The sequence below is a fragment of the Pseudomonas sp. Irchel 3A18 genome (assembly GCF_900187465.1).
GTDB classification, from domain to species: Bacteria; Pseudomonadota; Gammaproteobacteria; order Pseudomonadales; family Pseudomonadaceae; genus Aquipseudomonas; species Aquipseudomonas cichorii.
Genome location: NZ_FYDI01000009.1, coordinates 1 through 17,820 on the forward strand (window position 1 = coordinate 1; position 17,820 = coordinate 17,820).

The window sequence follows — 17,820 nt, forward strand, 5'->3', positions numbered from 1 at the left end:
CTGATAATCTGTTGACTTCAGTCTTACACCACAAGCACCCACACGAATTGCTTGATTCAGTTGTTAAAGAGCGGTGGGTTGAGCCTTTCGTCTCAACCGAGGCGCGCATTCTACAGCACCCTCTGTATCTGTCAAGCGGTTATTTCAACAAGTTTCAAAGTTTCCTTTGCAACTTCAACCACTTGCGCTTCGATCAACCTCAGGTTGCTCGTCAGCGGGAGGCGAATTCTACAGGACCCGAAGGCTGTGTCAAACGCTTTCTCACACCGCTGCTGATCCAACCACGATCGAAGCACTTCCAGCTCGACTCCAGAACCGTAAAACACTTGCAAACTATTGATCTACAAGGCTTTTTCAGTTCCGTCTGCTCCGGAAGTGGGGCGAATTATAGAGACATTAAATCGCCCGTCAACCGTTAATTTCGATTTCATTGAAATTAACCGAAACGGACGCTTCCCATATAGATGAAGAGCCTCTCGCTTCTATGTATGAGCTAAAGCACCCCAGCCTCACGGAGCGCCAGCACCTCTTCAGCCTTGAGCCCCAGAATGTTCTGCAAGACTTCCTGTGTATGCTCACCCAGCAATGGAGGCGCACGCCGGTATTCAACCGGCGTCTCGGAAAGCCGGATCGGGCTGGCCACCTGCGCAACGCTACCACCCAGTGCATGCGGCATCTCTATAGCCAGTCCACGCGCTTGAACCTGCGGATCTGCGAACACCTGGGCAAGATCATTGATCGGCCCACACGGCACACCCGCCGCTTCAAGTACCTCGACCCACTGCGCCGTCGTCCTGAACACCGTCACCTGGCGGATCAGCGGGATAAGCTCGGCACGATTGGCCACCCGCAGCGTGTTGGTCCGGAAGCGAGGATCATCAGCCCACTGCGCCTGCCCGGCCACCTCGGCAAACTTCCTGAACTGGCTGTCGTTACCGACTGTAAGAATGAAGTCGCCATCCGCCGTCGGGAAATCCTGATAAGGCACGATATTGGGATGAGCATTCCCCAGACGACGTGGAGCATTGCCCGTGGCGAGATAGTTCATCGCCTGGTTTGCCAGGCAAGCCACCTGTACATCCAGCAAGGCCATGTCGATATGCTGCCCAATGCCACTCTGATCCCGATGGGCCAAGGCCGCCAGCATCGCACTGGTCGAATAGAGCCCGGTGAGAATATCCGTCAAGGCGACACCGACCTTAACAGGCCCCGCGCCCTCCTCCCCTTCAGGGCGACCGGTAAGACTCATCAGCCCGCCAAGCCCCTGGATCATGAAGTCATAACCCGCTCGCTTGGCATAAGGCCCGTTTTGCCCGAAGCCGGTGATGGAGCAATAGATCAAGCGTGGATTGATAGCCTTGAGCGCTTCGTAGTCCAGCCCATAAGCCGCCAGCCCACCGACCTTGAAGTTCTCGATCAGGATATCGGAGCGCACCGCCAGCTCCCGCACCAGCTTCTGCCCTTCAGGCCGTGTGAAGTCGATGGTCACGGATTGCTTGTTGCGGTTGGCCGAGAGGTAATAAGCCGCCTCAGAGGTGTTCTCACCCGCCGGATCCTTCAGGAATGGCGGCCCCCATGAGCGCGTATCGTCACCATTGCCAGGACGCTCGACCTTGATGACGTCAGCCCCGAGGTCCGCAAGGATCTGCCCCGCCCAGGGACCGGCCAGGACGCGCGACAGGTCAAGCACTCGAATATGCGAAAGCGCGCCCATGGCAGACTCCTTAATAGAAAGCCTGAATGCCGGTCTGCGCACGCCCCAGAATCAATGCGTGCACATCATGCGTGCCTTCATAGGTATTCACGACTTCAAGGTTCACCAGATGACGGGCAACACCAAACTCGTCGGAGATGCCATTGCCGCCCAGCATGTCGCGAGCCATTCGAGCGATATCCAGCGACTTGCCACACGAATTGCGCTTCATGATCGAGGTGATTTCCACCGCCGCGATACCTTCGTCTTTCATGCGCCCCAGCCGCAGACACCCTTGCAGCGCCAGAGTGATTTCAGTCTGCATGTCAGCGAGCTTTTTCTGGATCAACTGATTTGCGGCCAGAGGACGTCCGAACTGCTTGCGGTCCAGCGTGTATTGCCGCGCCGTGTGCCAGCAGAACTCCGCAGCCCCGAGGGCACCCCAGGAGATTCCGTAGCGGGCCGAGTTCAGGCAAGTAAAAGGGCCTTTGAGACCACGCACATCCGGGAAGATGTTTTCTTCAGGCACAAAGACGTTCTCCATCACGATCTCGCCAGTGAGGGATGCACGCAATCCCACCTTGCCGTGAATCGCTGGAGCACTCAGCCCGGCCCAGCCTTTCTCCAGGACGAAGCCGCGAATGTCGCCCTCGTCATCCTTGCCCCAGACCACAAACACATCCGCGATAGGGCTATTGGTGATCCACATCTTGCTGCCGCTCAGGCGATACCCACCCTCGACCTTGCGCGCCCGGGTGATCATCGCACCCGGATCGGAACCGTGATCAGGCTCGGTGAGGCCGAAACAGCCGATCCACTCGCCGGACGCCAGTTTTGGCAGGTACTTCTGCTTCTGGGCCAGGGTGCCGAACTCATTGATCGGCACCATCACCAGAGAAGACTGAACACTCATCATTGAGCGATAGCCCGAATCGACGCGCTCCACTTCCCGCGCAATCAGTCCGTAGCTCACGTAATTCAGGCCGCTGCCGCCGAACTCTTCCGCAATGGTCGCACCCAGCAAGCCGACCTCGCCCATTTCACGAAAAATGGCAGGATCGGTCTGCTCATGACGAAAGGCTTCAAGCACCCGGGGAGCGAGCTTGCTTTGGGCGAACTGTTCAGCACTGCGCATCACCATGCGCTCTTCTTCTGTGAGCTGTTGATCCAGCAGCAGCGGATCAATCCAGTTGAAGCTTGCTTTACCACCCATGACTCACTCCTCGCGTCGCTCGCAAATGTTGTGAAGTGATCCTAGACCCGCTTTCACAAGGCGACAAACGACGATTACTCAAGCTCTTGTGCTAATTTCTCACTCCGTGATTCGTATAAACGCCAGATCTATCAACGACGAGTGAGGCCAGCGTACATGCGGCGAAAAATACCCAGCACAGCCGCACTCGTCAGCTTCGAGTCCGCCGCTCGCCACGAGAGCTTTACCAAGGCGGCACACGAACTGTCGCTGACCCAGAGCGCCATCTGCCGGCAGATCGGCAGCCTGGAAGAATTCCTGGGCATCGAACTGTTCCGACGCTCCAGGCGTGGCGTGAAGCTGACCGAAGCCGGCCTTTCCTATAGCCGTCGCGTTGCCGCGCAATTGGATGCGGTGGAGCGCGACACGCTGTCGATCATGGGTCAGCAAGGCGCCAGTGTGATTGAACTGGCGGTCGTGCCCACCTTCGGCACGCAATGGCTGCTGCCACGGCTCAAGGATTTCCAGCAGCGCCACCCTGAAGTCACGGTCAACCTCACCAACCGGACTCGCCCCTTCCTGTTTGCCGATACGGATTTCGACGCCGCAATCTACTTTGGCGATGCCGACTGGCCGGGCACCGAGGCCCATCGCCTCATGAGCGAGAACCCCATGCCGATCTGCAGCCCGGCTCTCATGCAAGGACGGCACAGCCTGGATACCAGGCAAATCGCCGAGATGCCACTGCTGCAACAGACCACGCGGCCTTACGCCTGGCGACAGTGGTTCAACGCGCAGCACCTGAATATCCCTCGCGACATGACAGGCCCTCGGTACGAGCTATTCTCCATGCTTGCCCAGGCAGCCATGCACGAGATGGGAATTGCCCTGATTCCTCCCTTTCTGATTCAACGCGAGTTACAGGAAAAGCGACTGGTCATTGCCAACACCCATGCACTCTCCAGCATCAAGGCCTATCACTTGATGATTCCGGAGCGAAAAGTCGAATCAGCGTCTCTGCGCGCATTCCGGGATTGGCTGATCGATCAGGCAAAAGACTACAGGCTGCCACCAGCAAGGGATTGAGCACCGAAACCAGAAAGTAGTGATGCCTTATAAACACCTACAAATATAAGGTTTTGTCGCTTGAGGACAATCTTTCACCATGACGCAAAAATTGACTGATGCTCTTTATTTACGGGGTCTTTGGCTGTTTTTGAAGCGTTTCGGGCAAATCCCTGAAAAATTCCTCTTTTCCACAATTTTCAGATGGAATCTCCTGATAGGCCTATAAATAAAGGCTTACAGCCATCACTTGCGACAATAGGTCACAGGATGACTTGTAGTTAATTTATAGTCTCGTTACAGAATGTGTTGAAGCGCCCAGACTTCAATTGCAGAATGCTCCGCCCCCAAGGCTTTCAAGGCCTGGGGGCATGCTGATCGGCCACCCCAGATGCACCAGCCGTAGTGCGCTGGCCTATTTATGAAGATAAAAAGATCACGCAGGAGATTTGACGTGCACATTGGTGTTCCTCTTGAAACCCAAACGGGTGAAACACGGGTTGCTGCCACCCCGGAAACCATCAAAAAGCTGATCAGCCAAGGCCATAGAATCACTGTGCAAAGCGGAGCGGGCATCCATGCCAGCGTGCCAGACAGTGCCTATGAAGCGGCGGGCGCCACCATCGGTGGAGCAAGCGAAGCCTTCGCAGGTGAGCTTATCCTCAAGGTCACAGCCCCCAACGACAGCGAACTGGCTCTGATAAAGAGCGGCACGATCGTCATCGGGATGCTTAACCCGTTCAATAACGAAACCATCGCCAGGCTGGCCGAACGCGGCATCACCGCTTTCGCCCTGGAAGCGGCGCCGCGCACCTCCCGTGCGCAAAGCCTCGATGTGCTTTCGTCCCAGGCCAATATCGCCGGCTACAAGTCCGTACTGCTGGCAGCCCATCACTACCCGCGCTTCATGCCGATGCTGATGACTGCTGCAGGCACCGTGAAAGCCGCTCGGGTTCTGGTGCTCGGTGCCGGTGTTGCCGGGTTGCAGGCCATTGCCACGGCCAAGCGACTGGGCGCTGTAGTAGAGGCTTCCGACGTGCGACCTGCTGTCAAAGAGCAGATCGAGTCTCTGGGTGCCAAATTCATCGACGTACCGTACGAAACCGATGAAGAGCGCGAGTGCGCCGAAGGGGTTGGCGGTTACGCACGTCCAATGCCTGCGAGCTGGATGCAGCGTCAGGCCGTCGCCGTGCATGAGCGCGCCAAGCTGTCTGACATTGTGATCACGACCGCACTGATCCCAGGCCGCAAGGCACCGGTGCTGCTCAGTGCCGAAACCGTGGCACAGATGAAGCCCGGCTCGGTAGTCATCGATCTGGCCGCGGCACAAGGCGGCAATTGCCCGCTGACAGTGGCCGATCAGGTGGTGGTGGAGCACGGCGTGACCCTCGTCGGCCATACCAACCTGCCCGCCCTGGTCGCGGCTGACGCCTCGGCGCTGTACGCACGCAACCTGCTGGACTTCATGAAGCTGCTGTTCGACAAGGACGGCCAGTTGCAGATCAATCTCGAAGACGACATCGTCGCCGCGTGCCTGATGTGCCGCGACGGCCAAGTCATTCGCAAGAACGGCTGAGGACAAGACAATGGAAGAGTTGATCTCCCCTGGTATCTATAACCTGATCATTTTTGTACTGGCGATCTATATCGGTTACCACGTGGTCTGGAACGTGACGCCTGCCCTGCATACGCCGCTGATGGCCGTGACCAACGCCATTTCCGCCATCGTGATTGTCGGCGCAATGCTCGCTGCCGCCCTGACGGTCACGCCGCTGGGCAAGATCATGGGCACGCTTGCCGTGGCCCTGGCTGCCGTGAATGTGTTCGGCGGTTTTCTGGTCACCCGGCGCATGCTGGAAATGTTCAAGAAAAAAGCACCCAAGGCAAAAGACGAGGTGCAGAAGTAATGAGCATGAATCTGGTCACCCTGCTGTACCTGGTCGCTTCGATCTGCTTCATTCAGGCGCTTAAAGGACTCTCGCACCCTACAACTTCCCGTCGCGGCAACCTGTTCGGCATGCTGGGCATGGGCCTGGCCGTGATCACCACCGTCGGCCTGGTCTTCAAGCTGGCGGCCCTTTCGACCGTCGAAGGCACCAGCGCGGGCATTGGCTATATCGTGGTCGGCCTGCTGGTCGGTGGCACGGCGGGGTCGATCATGGCCAAGCGTGTCGAGATGACCAAAATGCCGGAGCTGGTCGCCTTCATGCACAGCATGATCGGTCTTGCAGCGGTGTTCATTGCGATTGCCGCCGTCGTGGAGCCACAATCGCTGGGCATCGTGCGCAACCTTGGCGATGCGATACCCACCGGTAACCGCCTGGAGCTGTTCCTCGGCGCCGCCATCGGGGCAATCACCTTTTCCGGATCGGTGATCGCCTTCGGCAAGCTGTCGGGCAAGTACAAATTCCGTCTGTTCCAGGGCACACCGGTACAGTTTGCCGGGCAGCACAAGCTGAACCTGATTCTCGGGCTGGCCACGCTGTTCTTTGGCCTGACGTTCACGTTCACCGGCAACCTGACCGCCTTCGCAATCATGCTGGCCCTGGCCTTCGTGATCGGCGTGCTGCTGATCATCCCGATTGGCGGCGCGGACATGCCCGTGGTGGTGTCGATGCTCAACAGCTATTCGGGCTGGGCAGCGGCAGGTATCGGCTTTTCGCTGAACAACTCGATGCTGATCATTGCCGGCTCGCTGGTGGGCTCTTCGGGTGCGATTCTGTCCTACATCATGTGCAAAGCCATGAACCGCTCATTCTTTAACGTGATCGGTGGCGGCTTCGGCGGCGCAACCGAAGCCGGTGGCCCGGCGAATGCCAAGGAAGCGCGTCCGGTCAAATCCGGTTCGGCCGACGATGCTACTTTCCTGCTGACCAACGCCGACACCGTGATCATCGTCCCGGGCTACGGCCTGGCAGTCGCACGGGCGCAGCATGCACTCAAAGAACTGACTGAGAAGCTGACCCATCACGGCGTCACCGTGAAATACGCCATCCACCCGGTAGCAGGCCGTATGCCTGGGCATATGAACGTGCTGCTGGCCGAGGCCGAAGTGCCTTATGACCAGGTGTTCGAGATGGAAGACATCAACTCCGAGTTCGGTCAGGCCGATGTGGTGCTGGTGCTGGGCGCCAACGACGTGGTCAACCCGGCAGCCCGCAACGACCCCAAATCGCCGATTGCCGGGATGCCGATTCTCGAAGCCTTCAAGGCCAAGACGATCATCGTCAACAAGCGCTCCATGGCCAGCGGTTATGCCGGTCTGGACAACGAACTGTTCTATATGGATAAAACCATGATGGTGTTCGGAGACGCCAAAAAGGTGATCGAGGACATGGTTAAGGCTGTGGAAAACGCTTAGCCTCAATTCGCTTCAGAAAAGCCCCAGTGCGTTCTGCGCCTGGGGCTTTTTTACATTCCGCGTAACAGTGTTTTGCCTTGAAAGGCCCTGATTAGAGGCCTCCAATGCGACCTTGGTCGCGGGACGGAAAATCCCTGAATCTCTAGACTTGACCCTCGCTTCCACCTTCGAGACAGAATCCATGTACCGCGACCGTATCCGCTTGCCTTCTTTGATGAGCAAGGTAATGAGTGCAGCAGATGCCGCTGCCTTGATTGAAGATGGCATGACCGTCGGCATGAGCGGCTTCACCCGCGCCGGTGAAGCCAAGGCCGTTCCCCACGCATTGGCCGAACGCGCCAGAGTGTCGCCACTCAAGATCAGCCTGATGACCGGCGCCAGCCTGGGCAACGATCTGGACAAGCAGTTGACCGAAGCCGGCGTGCTGTCTCGTCGCATGCCCTTCCAGGTCGACAATACGCTGCGCAAAGCCATCAATAACGGTACGGTCATGTTCATAGACCAGCACCTGTCCGATACCGTTGAACAGTTGCGCAACCGCCAGATCAAGGCAGTGGATCTGGCCGTCATCGAATGCGTGGCGATTACCGAAGAAGGCCATCTGGTGCTGAGCACTTCGGTCGGCAACTCGGCCAGCTTCGCGATCCTGGCCAAGCAGGTGATCGTGGAGATCAACCTGTCACAGCCGCTGGAGCTGGAAGGCCTGCACGACATCTATATCCCCAGCTATCGGCCGACCCGCCTGCCGATTCCGGTCCTGGATGCCGACTCACGCATTGGCAGCAGCGCCGTGAAGATCGACCCGGCAAAGATCGTCGGTATTGTCATCAGCGATCAGGGCGACTCACCTTCAACTGTACTGCCGCCGGATGCCGAGACCCAGGCCATCGCCAACCATCTGGTGGAGTTCTTCAAGAAGGAAGTGCGCGAAGACCGGCTGACCAACCAGTTGATGCCGTTGCAGGCCGGGATCGGCACCATCGCCAATGCCGTGATGCACGGCCTGCTGGATTCGCCGTTCCATGACATGACCATGTATTCCGAAGTGCTGCAGGACTCGACTTTCGACCTGTTCGATGCCGGCAAACTGAGCTTCGCATCCGGCAGCTCCATGACCCTGTCCGCCGCCAAGCACGAGCAAGTGTTCTCGGATTTCAATCGCTACAAGTCACGCCTGGTGCTGCGCCCCCAAGAGATCTCCAACCACCCTGAAGTCATTCGCCGCCTGGGCATTATCGGCATCAACACGGCACTGGAATTCGACCTGTACGGCAACGTGAACTCGACCCACGTCTGCGGTACCCGGATGATGAACGGCATCGGCGGCTCCGGCGACTTCTCGCGCAATGCCCACCTGGCCATCTTCGTCACCAAATCCATCGCCAAGGGCGGTTCGATTTCCAGCGTGGTGCCGATGGTGAGCCATGTCGACCACACCGAGCACGATGTAGACATCCTCGTGACCGAGCAGGGCCTGGCCGATCTGCGCGGCCTGGCACCTCGCGAACGCGCACGGATCATCATCGGCAATTGTGTGCATCCAGACTATCGCGAGGCTCTGAATCAATACTTTGCGGCCGCCTGCGCCATCGGCGGACACACCCCGCACATCCTGCGCGAAGCACTGAGTTGGCACATCAACCTGGAAGAGACTGGTCGCATGCTGCCGACCTGAGGAACACAGTTGCAAGTGAGCAAGAGGTTTCTTGGCTCACTTTCCAGTGTCACTCAACCTATCTTAAAAAAACTGTACTTCTGTACCGGTCAAAAAACGGCTAAAAACAGCAAAACCCACCACGCCCGACCACAAAATGCACCATATAAGTGCTCACCGGTACAGTTGCCCCATTTATGAACAAAACAGTGCCTATAAACAGTTAACTGAACCATCACAATACAAATGAACTGTGTCTATAGATACTGGCCGACTGAGAGGAAGATAGGCACCAGTCAAGTCATTCTCTAAACCCGCCACAAGCGGAAGGAAGTCACACCATGGAACGTACAGTCAGTTCCGACCTGTTCAACGAAAGCACCGTCAACACCGCTCAAGCTGCATGGCCTCTGCGCGTACTCGCCAACCTGATGCTCTGGCAGCGTCGTCTCTCCAGCCGCCACCAACTGGCTCGCCTGGATGCACGTCTGCTCGCCGACGCAGGTATCAGCGAAGCACAGCGTTACGAAGAGCTGAGCAAGCCGTTCTGGCGCTAACTCAAGCGCCCGCTGGTCCAGACCTCACAGGTCTCTCACCAGCACCCCAAATTGTTTAACACAAGGCCCGTCTCAGACAACCGAGACGGGCCTTGTCGTTTGTGGACTGAAATATCCCGGAACAGGTACAGTTTTACCAACAGGAATAAATACCTGTACAGTTTGGCGCACGGCGGCTGACACCCGGGAAGCCTCATTCGCTACCAGCAGAGATGCAGAGAATGTACGGGGGCTCTTCCCGGATAAATCCGGTTCCACGTAAACCATTCGCCTACCGGCCTGCACCCTGCAATGACAATCTCATGACGGCTGCGATAGGCTAATGCCCACTCCGTCACACTTTGGAATTCCACCATGACTCTGTTCCGTATCCTCGCTGCAGCCGCACTGCTGACAGCGGCTGCCAGTGCAAGCGCCACCAGCTTCATCGTCACTACCGATGCAGTCGTGGGCGCAGTGGCAGCTTCCAGCGAAGCCACTTCCGATGCCTCTTCTTCCTTGAGAGACGACAAGATCGTCCGTGCCGCCCGTGACGAAGCTGCCAGCTTCGTGGCCAGCGAAGGCGACATCCGCGGTGCTCAACTGGAAGGCGCGTTCCAGCACATTCGCCAGCAATACCCGAACCTGAGCGCAACAGATACACAACTGGCCCAGGCCATTCTGGCCATCTAAGCCAGTCCTGGGGTAGCTCCAGGGCTGGCATTGCGCTAGCCTTGGACCTCGTTTTTCCAGCCATTGAAAGCCATGCGTTTATTACCTCTTCTGTTTGCAGCTCCAGTCGCCAGCCTGATCTGGGTCAGCCCGGCTCAGGCCTTTGATACGACGACACAGAGCCTGGTCATTACCGGATACGTCACCACTCAGGTCACCACTGCGCCTTTCGACAGAAAACTGATCCTGGCCGCTCAGGATGATGCAGCGGCGTTCGTTGCCACTGACGGCCAGATCCGCGGTGTCCGACTGGAGTCAGCATTGCGCAACCTGCGAAACACCCAGTCAAAACTTCATGCCAGCGACCTTGAACTGGCAGAAACAATCCTCGTCCAATAGTCACTTTCGACCTCTTTGCGTAACTGGAGACGTTACATGCGTACCCCGCTGATTGCCGCTACCCTTGGCCTGCTAGTAATGGCAGACATTGCCCAGGCCCAGACCGTCGTGGCCACGAGCAATATCATCGTTCGCGCTTTCGGTCGTTCCATCGACTTCACCTCGGACACCACGACCTCCATTCGCGACTCCAAGGTCGTTATCCAGGCCAAAGACGACGCCGCCAGCTATGTCGCCAGCGACGGTGACATCCACGGCGCGCAACTCGATGCCGCTTTCGATACCCTGCGCACCCGCGTGCCTGAAGCACGTGATGCCAGTGACCGGACACTGGCCGAAGCCATTCTCGCTCTGTGAGACGACTTGGCGCCTGGCTGCTTGCCGGCGCATTGTCGCTGGTCGCACCCCATGCTCTTGCCAGCCTGACGCTTGAGCTGCAGACCGACGACCTGACCCCAGCCCAACAACATGCGAGCCAGACACTCCTTGATGAAGCCATGCGCGCCCTGCCGCCAAGCTTCATCAAGGATCTGGACCGGCGTGTTGAAGTGCGCTGGTCCGGCGATATGCCTGAAAACGCCTATGGCCAGGCTGCCGGTCCCTACCAGCTTTATCTCAATACAAAACTGCTGGCGCCGTTGACCGACGGCTCGGCAGCCACCACCCAGACCGGACGCCCTCACGGCACGGTCCGGCGTGAAATGCTCGCCACGGTTCTGCACGAGCTGACCCACGTCTACGATCGCGCCCGCCTGTGGTCTTCAACGCAGCGCGCCCTGATTTTCCGCTGCTCACGCCAGAACAGTTCAGCAGGTAACATTGGCCTGCCTGACAGTTGCCGTGGCGAAACCGAGCGACGCTTCACCCTGAGCGATGATCCGCGCCTGCTGGACCTGGCAGGCTGGCCGCAATATGTCGGCCGACGCGGCGAGCGGGAGGAACACAACGGGCAGGTCGCACGCAGCCCGGACATCTACGAAACCACCAGCCCGCTGGAATTCGTGGCCGTGAACATGGAGTACTTCCTGCTCGACCCGGCCTACGCCTGCCGCCGTCCGGCCCTGTACGCCTACTACAAGGAACATTTCGGCTGGGCTCCGCCGCAGAAAGACGAGTGCCCGTCCTTCTTCCCGTACCTGAATGCGGGGAGCGATTTCGGACGCGAACCTCTGGGCAAGCTTGATCCGGAGCGGGTCTATGAAGTCGACTACCTGCTGGCTGAAGCCAACCAGAACTGGGTAAGCCGCTGGGGCCACAGCATGTTGCGCCTGGTGATCTGCAAGCCGGGACGACCACGCGGGCCTGATTGCCGCCTGGACCTGGATCAACATCTGGTCCTGTCTTACCGTGCATTCGTGGGCGATGTGCAACTGTCCAGCTGGGACGGCCTGATGGGAGCTTATCCGTCGCGACTGTTTGTGCTGCCGCTGGCCCAGGTCATCGACGAATACACCAAGACCGAACTGCGCAGCCTCGCCTCCGTGCCGATCAAACTGTCCCGCCCGGAAATCGAAGGGCTGGTGCAACATGCGGCCGAGATGCACTGGAGTTACGACGGCAACTATTACTTCCTGTCCAACAACTGTGCTGTGGAAAACCTCAAGCTGCTACGCAGCGGCACCCACAACCCCAAACTTGTCGGCCTGGACAGCATCCTGCCCAACGGTTTGCTGGAAGTGCTCAAAGGCCGCGGTCTTGCCGACACCAGCGTGCTGGACGATCCAAAGGAAGCGCTGCGCATGGGTTATCGCTTCGACTCCTATCGCGACCGCTATCAGGCGATGTTCGAGGTCTTGAAGAAGCATCTGCCCATCCCGCAGACCACCGTCGAAGACTGGCTGCTGCTGTCAGCCAAAGAACGCAGCCAGTGGTTCGATAAAGCCGATCTGCGCACCAGTGCCGCCATTCTGCTGCTGGAACAGGCAAGCCTGCGCCGGCAATTGCTGCTGGCCCAGGACGAAGTGAAACAACGCTATCTCGGAGCAAGGGAACAGAAAGACGGCAGCGTCTCCCAGGCGTCAAAGACGCTGCAAGAGATTCTCGCCAGCAGCGGCTTTCTCAGCCGTCCAGCCGAATTGCTGGGCAGCAGCGGTTATGGATTGCCACAGGCGGGCGAGTGGCAGCGACTTGAAGCAGAGAGCAGCCAGCGCCAGAAGCAATTGAAGCGTCTGACCGGCGATCTCGACAAGGAAGTACGTGCCTTGCTTGAGCCGGAACGCGCCACTGAAATCGCGGCCAACGAAGCCAATCTCAAACAGATGGGTGAACATTTGCGCGAGCTTCACAAAGCCGCAGGCGGGTTGCAGCTGCCTTGAATCAGTTGGCCTTCTTTTTCGGTTTCAGGTATTTGGTCAGGCCCTGAAACCACATCACCAGCGAAGTATTGCCCTTGATCTGGATGTCCTTGTCCTGAATCCCCTTCATGAACGCCAGTTGCTTGTTACTGGCCTGCATCGTGGCAAACCCGAAGGCCGCGTCGCGAAAGACAATGGCGAATGCAGGTTCGGCAACCACGCCACCGGCACTGCGGATGCGCTGGCCACTGACGATGAAATGACGAGCGACCTTGCCATCGGCAGTCTGCAACTGAAAGGTCAGCTCCTTGTCGGCAAGCTGCTGCTGAAACGCAGGATTGGTACGGCTGGCCCGAGCCATCAGAAGGCCCAGCATCCAGAGCAGGAAACGAAACTTCATACACATTGCCTCAGCAGAAAGTCAGCCCGGTCAGAGCGATTGGTGAGGCAGTGTAGCGGGTTATTGGCGGCAATCCTGTAGGACAATCGTGTTTTTCGGCGAAGATCGAATCATTTCTTATAAACGCAATCCTGAGCAATAAAAAACGGGCACCCCATCCAATGGGTGTGCCCGTTTCAATGACTGCTCGCCTCCCGCCAAGGCGCGCAGTGAATGTTATGGATTGACGCTGTCTTTCAGAGCCTTGCCAGGCTTGAAGGCAACGGTATTGCTGGCTTTGATTTTCACCGGTTCACCCGTTTGCGGGTTCTTGCCGGTGCGGGCACCGCGATGGCGTTGCAGGAAGGTACCGAAGCCCACCAGGGTCACGCTGTCCTTGCGGTGCAGTGCGCCGGTGATTTCTTCAAGAATGGCGTTGAGAACGCGATTGGACTGTTCTTTGGTGAGATCCGCTTTTTCAGCAATAGCGGCTGCAATATCTGGTTTACGCATGTATGAAGCCTCTTTACGGTTTTTTGTTTTTATGTCCCGTACTGCCTGGGTAAAGCAGCGACAAGGTGCCGCGACGGCTCTACGTAGCGGCAGACGTAACCGAGGATGGCATGCCGTTGAGGCACGCGCCAGTACATGCTTAACGTTTATAGGACGAAAAAAGCGACATATCCGACAAAACGCCCCATATTCAGGGCAATAGAGGGGGTAACGTCTTGTTCAGGGCCAGTTTCTCCGACACTGAGGCTCCCGTCAGGGCGTAGCCCAGCAACTGGCCTTCGGCGTCATGACACACGGCCTTGATGTCCGCGCCCTCGCCTTCGACACTCCAGCTTCCTTCGGTCCCGCGAGGAGGTGGCGAAACCACCAGAGGGCAAACCGGCGTCTTTACGGTGATAGGCATCGGGCCATATTTCACTGCCGTCGGCGTACCGGCGAGTGTCTGCGCCAAGGCACGGGCACAGCTCATCAACGGCATGACGTACAACAGGTTCAGACCATCGACCTCAGCACAATCGCCCAAGGCATAGATGTTGGCGTGCGAGGTCTGCAGGTGCCGATCAACCACGACACCGCGCCCGGTGAGTAAACCGGCAGCAGCAGCCAGATCGACTCGTGGACGCAGGCCGATGGCCGAGACGACCAGATCGCAGGCAATCACCTGCCCGTCGGACAGGTGCGCTTCAAGTGTCTGTTCATTGCGCTGAAGACGGCTAAGGATCGGCCCCAGATGGAAACGGGCGCCAATACCTTCGAGCCCCGCCTGCACCGCAGCCGCAGCAGCGGGAGGCAACAGGGTCGGCATGACCTGCTCGCAGGGCGCGACCAGATCGACCTCATAGCCGCCAAGGATCAGGTCGTTGGCAAACTCACAACCAATCAGGCCTGCGCCCAGGATCAGAACCCGCTTTTTGCCTGCCGCCGCCTCGCGGAAGCGGGCGTAATCTTCAAGATCGTTGATGGGGAAAATGGCGTCCTGCGCATCCCCTTCCACAGGAACCCGAATGGTTTCCGCGCCCCATGCCAGCACCAGATCGCGGTAGTACACCGCCTCTTCGCCGATCCACAGTCGCTTGTGGCCGGGATCGATGCCGCTGATGCGGGTATGGGTGCGAACGTGCGCCTTGAGCTGATCTGCCATGGCGCCGGGTTGTGCCATGCTCAGTTCGTCGGCTTGCTTGTTCTTGCCAAAGCCGGTGGACAGCATGGGCTTGGAGTAGGAGCGGCCATCATCGGCCGTAATGAGCAACAGCGGTGTTTCGCCGTCCAGTTTGCGAAACTCACGGGCGAGGTTGTAGCCCGCAAGGCCGGTACCGATGATGACGACAGGTGCGCTCATTACTTCTCTCATCAAAAAAGTGTGGGAAGCCGCTTGCTGGCGAAAAAGGCCAGTGAAGCCGGCAGATATTCTGCTGGATCAGCCGATTTCAATCATTTCAAAGTCGATCTTGCCGACACCGCAATCCGGGCAAAGCCAGTCTTCGGGTACATCTTCCCAGCGAGTGCCGGGCGCAATACCGTCATCGGGCCAGCCATCGGCTTCGTTGTAGATAAGGCCACAGACAATGCATTGCCACTTTTTCATGGTTCGGGTCCCTCGATGATCAGGCTAAATACTGGCGCAGCGGTCTATTGCCACTGGCTCGTGTTTCTGGAGTCAAATCCCCGCGAGGGTTGTACTGTCCACAGCACTCATATGCAAGCCTGTTTGTGATACCAGGTGCACGACCAATCGTCGGTCAGCCCCGGCAATCATGCTAAGCTCCCACTTCTTGTTGACTGCCGATAATCGCTTACCGTGTCCCAGCAAAACCCCGCATTGCCTGCCCCCGTATGGCTTGAACACGAGCAACTGGCCAATGTGCCGGGGCCCTTGATTCTCGACTGGCTGTTCAATCAGGACTCCCTGACCCGACGCCTGACGCGCCTGTCGTCAGACGGCTTCAGCGTCACGCTGCTGTTTGAAGGCTGGCAGCCGTTGCGCCCCGACGAATGCACCGCTCTTGAGCTACCCGAGGCCAGTCTGGGCTGGGTGCGTGAAGTGTATTTGCGCGGTCGCGGCGAAAAGTGGGTATTCGCCCGCAGCGTCGCGGCCCGCAGTGCCTTGCTCGAAGGCGGCTTGAACATGGATGAACTGGGCACACGCTCGCTGGGCGAGTTACTGTTCAGCGACAAGGCCTTCGAGCGCGGCCCGCTGCAAGTCTGCCGCTACCCTGAGGCCTGGCTGCCCGAAGCGGATGCCACCAGCGATCTGTGGGCTCGCCGTTCGTGCTTCAGCCGTGGCCCGCTGAGCGTGCTGGTTGCCGAGATTTTTCTGCCCAGTTTCTGGAACGCCCTCAAGAACGAGGAACACTCCTGATGTACCTGTCGTTGCTCAAATCCCTCAATCGCCTGAACCCTCGCGCCTGGGACTTCATCCAGCTGACCCGCATCGACAGGCCGATTGGCGTCTACCTGCTGCTATGGCCAACGCTCTGGGCCTTGTGGATTGCCGGTGAGGGCTCACCCTCGCTGGCCAATGTGCTGATTTTCGTGACCGGCGTGTTTCTGATGCGTGCCGCCGGCTGCGTCATCAACGACTTCGCTGACCGCAAGGTGGATGGCCATGTAAAACGCACCGAGCAGCGCCCGCTGGTCAGCGGCAAGGTCAGTTCGCGGGAAGCACTGGCGCTGTTCGCCATTCTGGTGACCCTGAGCTTCCTGCTGGTGCTGCTGACCAATTCGACGACTGTCTGGCTGTCGTTCGGCGGGCTGGCGCTGGCTGCCTGTTATCCGTTCATGAAACGTTATACCTATTACCCGCAAGTGGTACTGGGTGCTGCATTCTCGTGGGGAATGCCCATGGCCTTCACCGCAGAAACAGGCGCATTGCCTGCCGCCGCCTGGCTGCTTTACATCGCCAACCTGTTGTGGACCGTGGCCTACGACACTTACTACGCCATGGTGGACCGCGACGACGATCTGAAAATCGGCGTGAAATCCACTGCCGTGCTGTTCGGGGATGCCGACCGCATCATCATCCTGACGCTGCAAGGCCTGGCACTGGGTTGCCTGATACTCGCTGGCATTCGCTTCGAGCTGGGCGCCTTTTTCTACACAGGCCTGCTGGTGGCCGCCGGCTGTTTTGCCTGGGAGTACTGGAGCACCCGCCTCAAGGACCGGGACGCCTGTTTCAAGGCTTTCCTGCATAACCACTGGGCCGGACTGGCCATCTTCCTGGGGATTGTGGCGGACTACGCACTGCGCTGATTTCGGCCCTCGTGCTAGCCTCATCTCAAGATGTCACACGACTGCAATATTTCCGTTATCTAATGCGCCCCAAGACAGTTAAATGACAAGAGGTTCGAGCATGGCTGGCAGGAGCATCCTGATCGTTGACGACGAAGCCCCCATTCGTGAAATGATCGCCGTCGCACTGGAAATGGCTGGCTATGACTGCATGGAGGCGGAAAACTCCCAGCAGGCCCACGCAATCATCGTCGACCGCAAGCCAGACCTCATCCTGCTGGACTGGATGCTGCCCGGCACATCCGGTATCGAGCTGGCGCGACGCCTCAAGCGCGACGAACTGACCGGTGACATCCCGATCATCATGCTGACGGCCAAGGGCGAAGAGGACAACAAGATCCAGGGCCTGGAAGTCGGCGCCGACGATTACATCACCAAGCCGTTCTCCCCACGGGAACTGGTTGCCCGCCTGAAAGCCGTTCTGCGCCGTGCAGGCCCGAGCGATGGCGAAGCGCCGATAGAAGTCGGCGGCCTGCTGCTCGACCCGGTCAGCCACCGCGTGACCATCGATGGCAAGCCTGCGGAAATGGGCCCAACCGAATACCGTCTGCTGCAGTTCTTCATGACCCACCAGGAACGCGCCTACACTCGCGGCCAATTGCTGGATCAAGTATGGGGAGGCAACGTGTATGTCGAAGAGCGTACCGTGGACGTCCACATCCGGCGCCTGCGCAAAGCCCTGGGTGATGCTTACGAGAATCTGGTACAAACCGTGCGCGGCACCGGTTATCGCTTTTCCACCAAAAGCTGAGAGCCGTTTGCGTAGAGACACAA

Annotated in this window: 19 protein-coding genes and 1 pseudogene; 14 read left to right on the forward strand and 6 right to left on the reverse strand. The window is 58.4% G+C overall.

Annotated elements, in window-relative coordinates; translation table 11 throughout:
• Positions 1-419 (forward strand): annotated as a pseudogene (locus CKW23_RS26990) (hypothetical protein); the annotation flags it as partial.
• Positions 420-493: 74 nt separating this feature from the next.
• Here the strand turns inward: CKW23_RS26990 and CKW23_RS17590 are convergent.
• Together CKW23_RS17590 and CKW23_RS17595 are read right to left on the reverse strand one after the other, a co-directional pair.
• Positions 494-1,714 carry a CaiB/BaiF CoA-transferase family protein gene (locus CKW23_RS17590; protein WP_025262522.1) on the reverse strand — a complete coding sequence of 407 codons (1,221 nt, stop codon included), beginning with the start codon at positions 1,712-1,714 and terminating at the stop codon, positions 494-496.
• 10 nt (positions 1,715-1,724) lie between these two features.
• The gene (locus tag CKW23_RS17595) at positions 1,725-2,906 is read right to left on the reverse strand and encodes an acyl-CoA dehydrogenase (RefSeq protein ID WP_025262523.1); all 1,182 of its coding nucleotides are present in this window, start codon (positions 2,904-2,906) and stop codon (positions 1,725-1,727) included.
• Between the two features lie 156 nt (positions 2,907-3,062).
• Here CKW23_RS17595 and CKW23_RS17600 point away from each other — a divergent pair, with 156 nt between their 5' ends.
• From CKW23_RS17600 to CKW23_RS17645, 10 genes are all read left to right on the forward strand, one after another.
• Positions 3,063-3,971: a LysR family transcriptional regulator gene (locus CKW23_RS17600; RefSeq protein WP_025262524.1), complete on the forward strand. Its 909-nt coding sequence runs from the start codon at positions 3,063-3,065 to the stop codon at positions 3,969-3,971.
• A 433-nt stretch (positions 3,972-4,404) separates the two neighbouring features.
• On the forward strand, positions 4,405-5,526 hold the full coding sequence (locus CKW23_RS17605) for a Re/Si-specific NAD(P)(+) transhydrogenase subunit alpha (protein WP_025262525.1): 1,122 nt from the start codon (positions 4,405-4,407) through the stop codon (positions 5,524-5,526).
• Between the two features lie 10 nt (positions 5,527-5,536).
• On the forward strand, positions 5,537-5,857 hold the full coding sequence (locus tag CKW23_RS17610; RefSeq protein ID WP_025262526.1) for an NAD(P) transhydrogenase subunit alpha: 321 nt from the start codon (positions 5,537-5,539) through the stop codon (positions 5,855-5,857).
• On the forward strand, positions 5,857-7,311 hold the full coding sequence (locus CKW23_RS17615; RefSeq protein WP_025262527.1) for an NAD(P)(+) transhydrogenase (Re/Si-specific) subunit beta: 1,455 nt from the start codon (positions 5,857-5,859) through the stop codon (positions 7,309-7,311). Before CKW23_RS17610 ends, CKW23_RS17615 begins: the two co-directional genes overlap by 1 nt.
• A gap of 181 nt (positions 7,312-7,492) precedes the next feature.
• On the forward strand, positions 7,493-8,986 hold the full coding sequence (locus CKW23_RS17620; protein WP_095068067.1) for an acetyl-CoA hydrolase/transferase family protein: 1,494 nt from the start codon (positions 7,493-7,495) through the stop codon (positions 8,984-8,986).
• 320 nt (positions 8,987-9,306) lie between these two features.
• On the forward strand, positions 9,307-9,522 hold the full coding sequence (locus tag CKW23_RS17625) for a DUF1127 domain-containing protein (protein ID WP_025262529.1): 216 nt from the start codon (positions 9,307-9,309) through the stop codon (positions 9,520-9,522).
• A gap of 354 nt (positions 9,523-9,876) precedes the next feature.
• Positions 9,877-10,194, forward strand: a complete 318-nt coding sequence (locus tag CKW23_RS17630) for a DUF2388 domain-containing protein (protein WP_025262530.1) — start codon at positions 9,877-9,879, stop codon at positions 10,192-10,194.
• A 72-nt stretch (positions 10,195-10,266) separates the two neighbouring features.
• A complete protein-coding gene (locus CKW23_RS17635; RefSeq protein WP_025262531.1) occupies positions 10,267-10,572 on the forward strand; it encodes a DUF2388 domain-containing protein in 306 nt (101 codons plus the stop codon).
• Between the two features lie 36 nt (positions 10,573-10,608).
• Entirely contained in the window at positions 10,609-10,929 is a 321-nt protein-coding gene (locus tag CKW23_RS17640; RefSeq protein WP_025262532.1) for a DUF2388 domain-containing protein, read from the forward strand.
• On the forward strand, positions 10,926-12,887 hold the full coding sequence (locus tag CKW23_RS17645) for a DUF4105 domain-containing protein (protein WP_025262533.1): 1,962 nt from the start codon (positions 10,926-10,928) through the stop codon (positions 12,885-12,887). The genes CKW23_RS17640 and CKW23_RS17645 overlap by 4 nt, the downstream gene beginning before the upstream one ends.
• A 1-nt stretch (position 12,888) precedes the next feature.
• On the opposite strand, the gene CKW23_RS17650 is transcribed toward CKW23_RS17645, so the two are convergent.
• From CKW23_RS17650 to CKW23_RS17665, 4 genes are all read right to left on the reverse strand, one after another.
• Positions 12,889-13,266 (reverse strand): helicase, encoded by a 378-nt coding sequence (locus CKW23_RS17650; protein ID WP_025262534.1) that lies wholly within the window; start codon positions 13,264-13,266, stop codon positions 12,889-12,891.
• A 216-nt stretch (positions 13,267-13,482) separates the two neighbouring features.
• Entirely contained in the window at positions 13,483-13,758 is a 276-nt protein-coding gene (locus CKW23_RS17655; RefSeq protein ID WP_025262535.1) for an HU family DNA-binding protein, read from the reverse strand.
• A 190-nt stretch (positions 13,759-13,948) separates the two neighbouring features.
• Positions 13,949-15,097, reverse strand: coding sequence for an NAD(P)/FAD-dependent oxidoreductase (locus CKW23_RS17660; protein ID WP_025262536.1), 1,149 nt, complete (start codon positions 15,095-15,097; stop codon positions 13,949-13,951).
• A gap of 78 nt (positions 15,098-15,175) precedes the next feature.
• Positions 15,176-15,343, reverse strand: coding sequence for a rubredoxin (locus CKW23_RS17665; RefSeq protein WP_025262537.1), 168 nt, complete (start codon positions 15,341-15,343; stop codon positions 15,176-15,178).
• Between the two features lie 213 nt (positions 15,344-15,556).
• Between CKW23_RS17665 and CKW23_RS17670 the strand changes: the two genes are divergently transcribed.
• The 3 genes from CKW23_RS17670 (at position 15,557) to phoB (ending at position 17,797) form a co-directional block, all read left to right on the forward strand.
• Entirely contained in the window at positions 15,557-16,117 is a 561-nt protein-coding gene (locus tag CKW23_RS17670; protein ID WP_025262538.1) for a chorismate lyase, read from the forward strand.
• Positions 16,117-17,007: a 4-hydroxybenzoate octaprenyltransferase gene (gene ubiA / locus CKW23_RS17675; RefSeq protein WP_025262539.1), complete on the forward strand. Its 891-nt coding sequence runs from the start codon at positions 16,117-16,119 to the stop codon at positions 17,005-17,007. The genes CKW23_RS17670 and ubiA overlap by 1 nt, the downstream gene beginning before the upstream one ends.
• A 100-nt stretch (positions 17,008-17,107) precedes the next feature.
• Entirely contained in the window at positions 17,108-17,797 is a 690-nt protein-coding gene (phoB, locus tag CKW23_RS17680) for a phosphate regulon transcriptional regulator PhoB (RefSeq protein WP_025262540.1), read from the forward strand.
• The last annotated feature ends 23 nt before the right edge of the window (positions 17,798-17,820 follow it).

Bases quoted from the DNA above. Each gene is read 5' to 3' on its own strand.
- CKW23_RS17610 (WP_025262526.1), top strand. From the start codon at position 5,537: ATGGAAGAGTTGATCTCCCCTGGTATCTATAACCTGATCATTTTTGTA.
- CKW23_RS17620 (WP_095068067.1), top strand. From the start codon at position 7,493: ATGTACCGCGACCGTATCCGCTTGCCTTCTTTGATGAGCAAGGTAATG.
- CKW23_RS17595 (WP_025262523.1), bottom strand. From the start codon at position 2,906: ATGGGTGGTAAAGCAAGCTTCAACTGGATTGATCCGCTGCTGCTGGAT.
- CKW23_RS17650 (WP_025262534.1), bottom strand. From the start codon at position 13,266: ATGAAGTTTCGTTTCCTGCTCTGGATGCTGGGCCTTCTGATGGCTCGG.
- CKW23_RS17635 (WP_025262531.1), top strand. From the start codon at position 10,267: ATGCGTTTATTACCTCTTCTGTTTGCAGCTCCAGTCGCCAGCCTGATC.
- CKW23_RS17590 (WP_025262522.1), bottom strand. From the start codon at position 1,714: ATGGGCGCGCTTTCGCATATTCGAGTGCTTGACCTGTCGCGCGTCCTG.
- CKW23_RS17625 (WP_025262529.1), top strand. From the start codon at position 9,307: ATGGAACGTACAGTCAGTTCCGACCTGTTCAACGAAAGCACCGTCAAC.
- CKW23_RS17655 (WP_025262535.1), bottom strand. From the start codon at position 13,758: ATGCGTAAACCAGATATTGCAGCCGCTATTGCTGAAAAAGCGGATCTC.
- CKW23_RS17630 (WP_025262530.1), top strand. From the start codon at position 9,877: ATGACTCTGTTCCGTATCCTCGCTGCAGCCGCACTGCTGACAGCGGCT.
- CKW23_RS17600 (WP_025262524.1), top strand. From the start codon at position 3,063: ATGCGGCGAAAAATACCCAGCACAGCCGCACTCGTCAGCTTCGAGTCC.
- phoB (WP_025262540.1), top strand. From the start codon at position 17,108: ATGGCTGGCAGGAGCATCCTGATCGTTGACGACGAAGCCCCCATTCGT.
- CKW23_RS17660 (WP_025262536.1), bottom strand. From the start codon at position 15,097: ATGAGCGCACCTGTCGTCATCATCGGTACCGGCCTTGCGGGCTACAAC.
- CKW23_RS17665 (WP_025262537.1), bottom strand. From the start codon at position 15,343: ATGAAAAAGTGGCAATGCATTGTCTGTGGCCTTATCTACAACGAAGCC.
- CKW23_RS17615 (WP_025262527.1), top strand. From the start codon at position 5,857: ATGAGCATGAATCTGGTCACCCTGCTGTACCTGGTCGCTTCGATCTGC.
- CKW23_RS17640 (WP_025262532.1), top strand. From the start codon at position 10,609: ATGCGTACCCCGCTGATTGCCGCTACCCTTGGCCTGCTAGTAATGGCA.
- ubiA (WP_025262539.1), top strand. From the start codon at position 16,117: ATGTACCTGTCGTTGCTCAAATCCCTCAATCGCCTGAACCCTCGCGCC.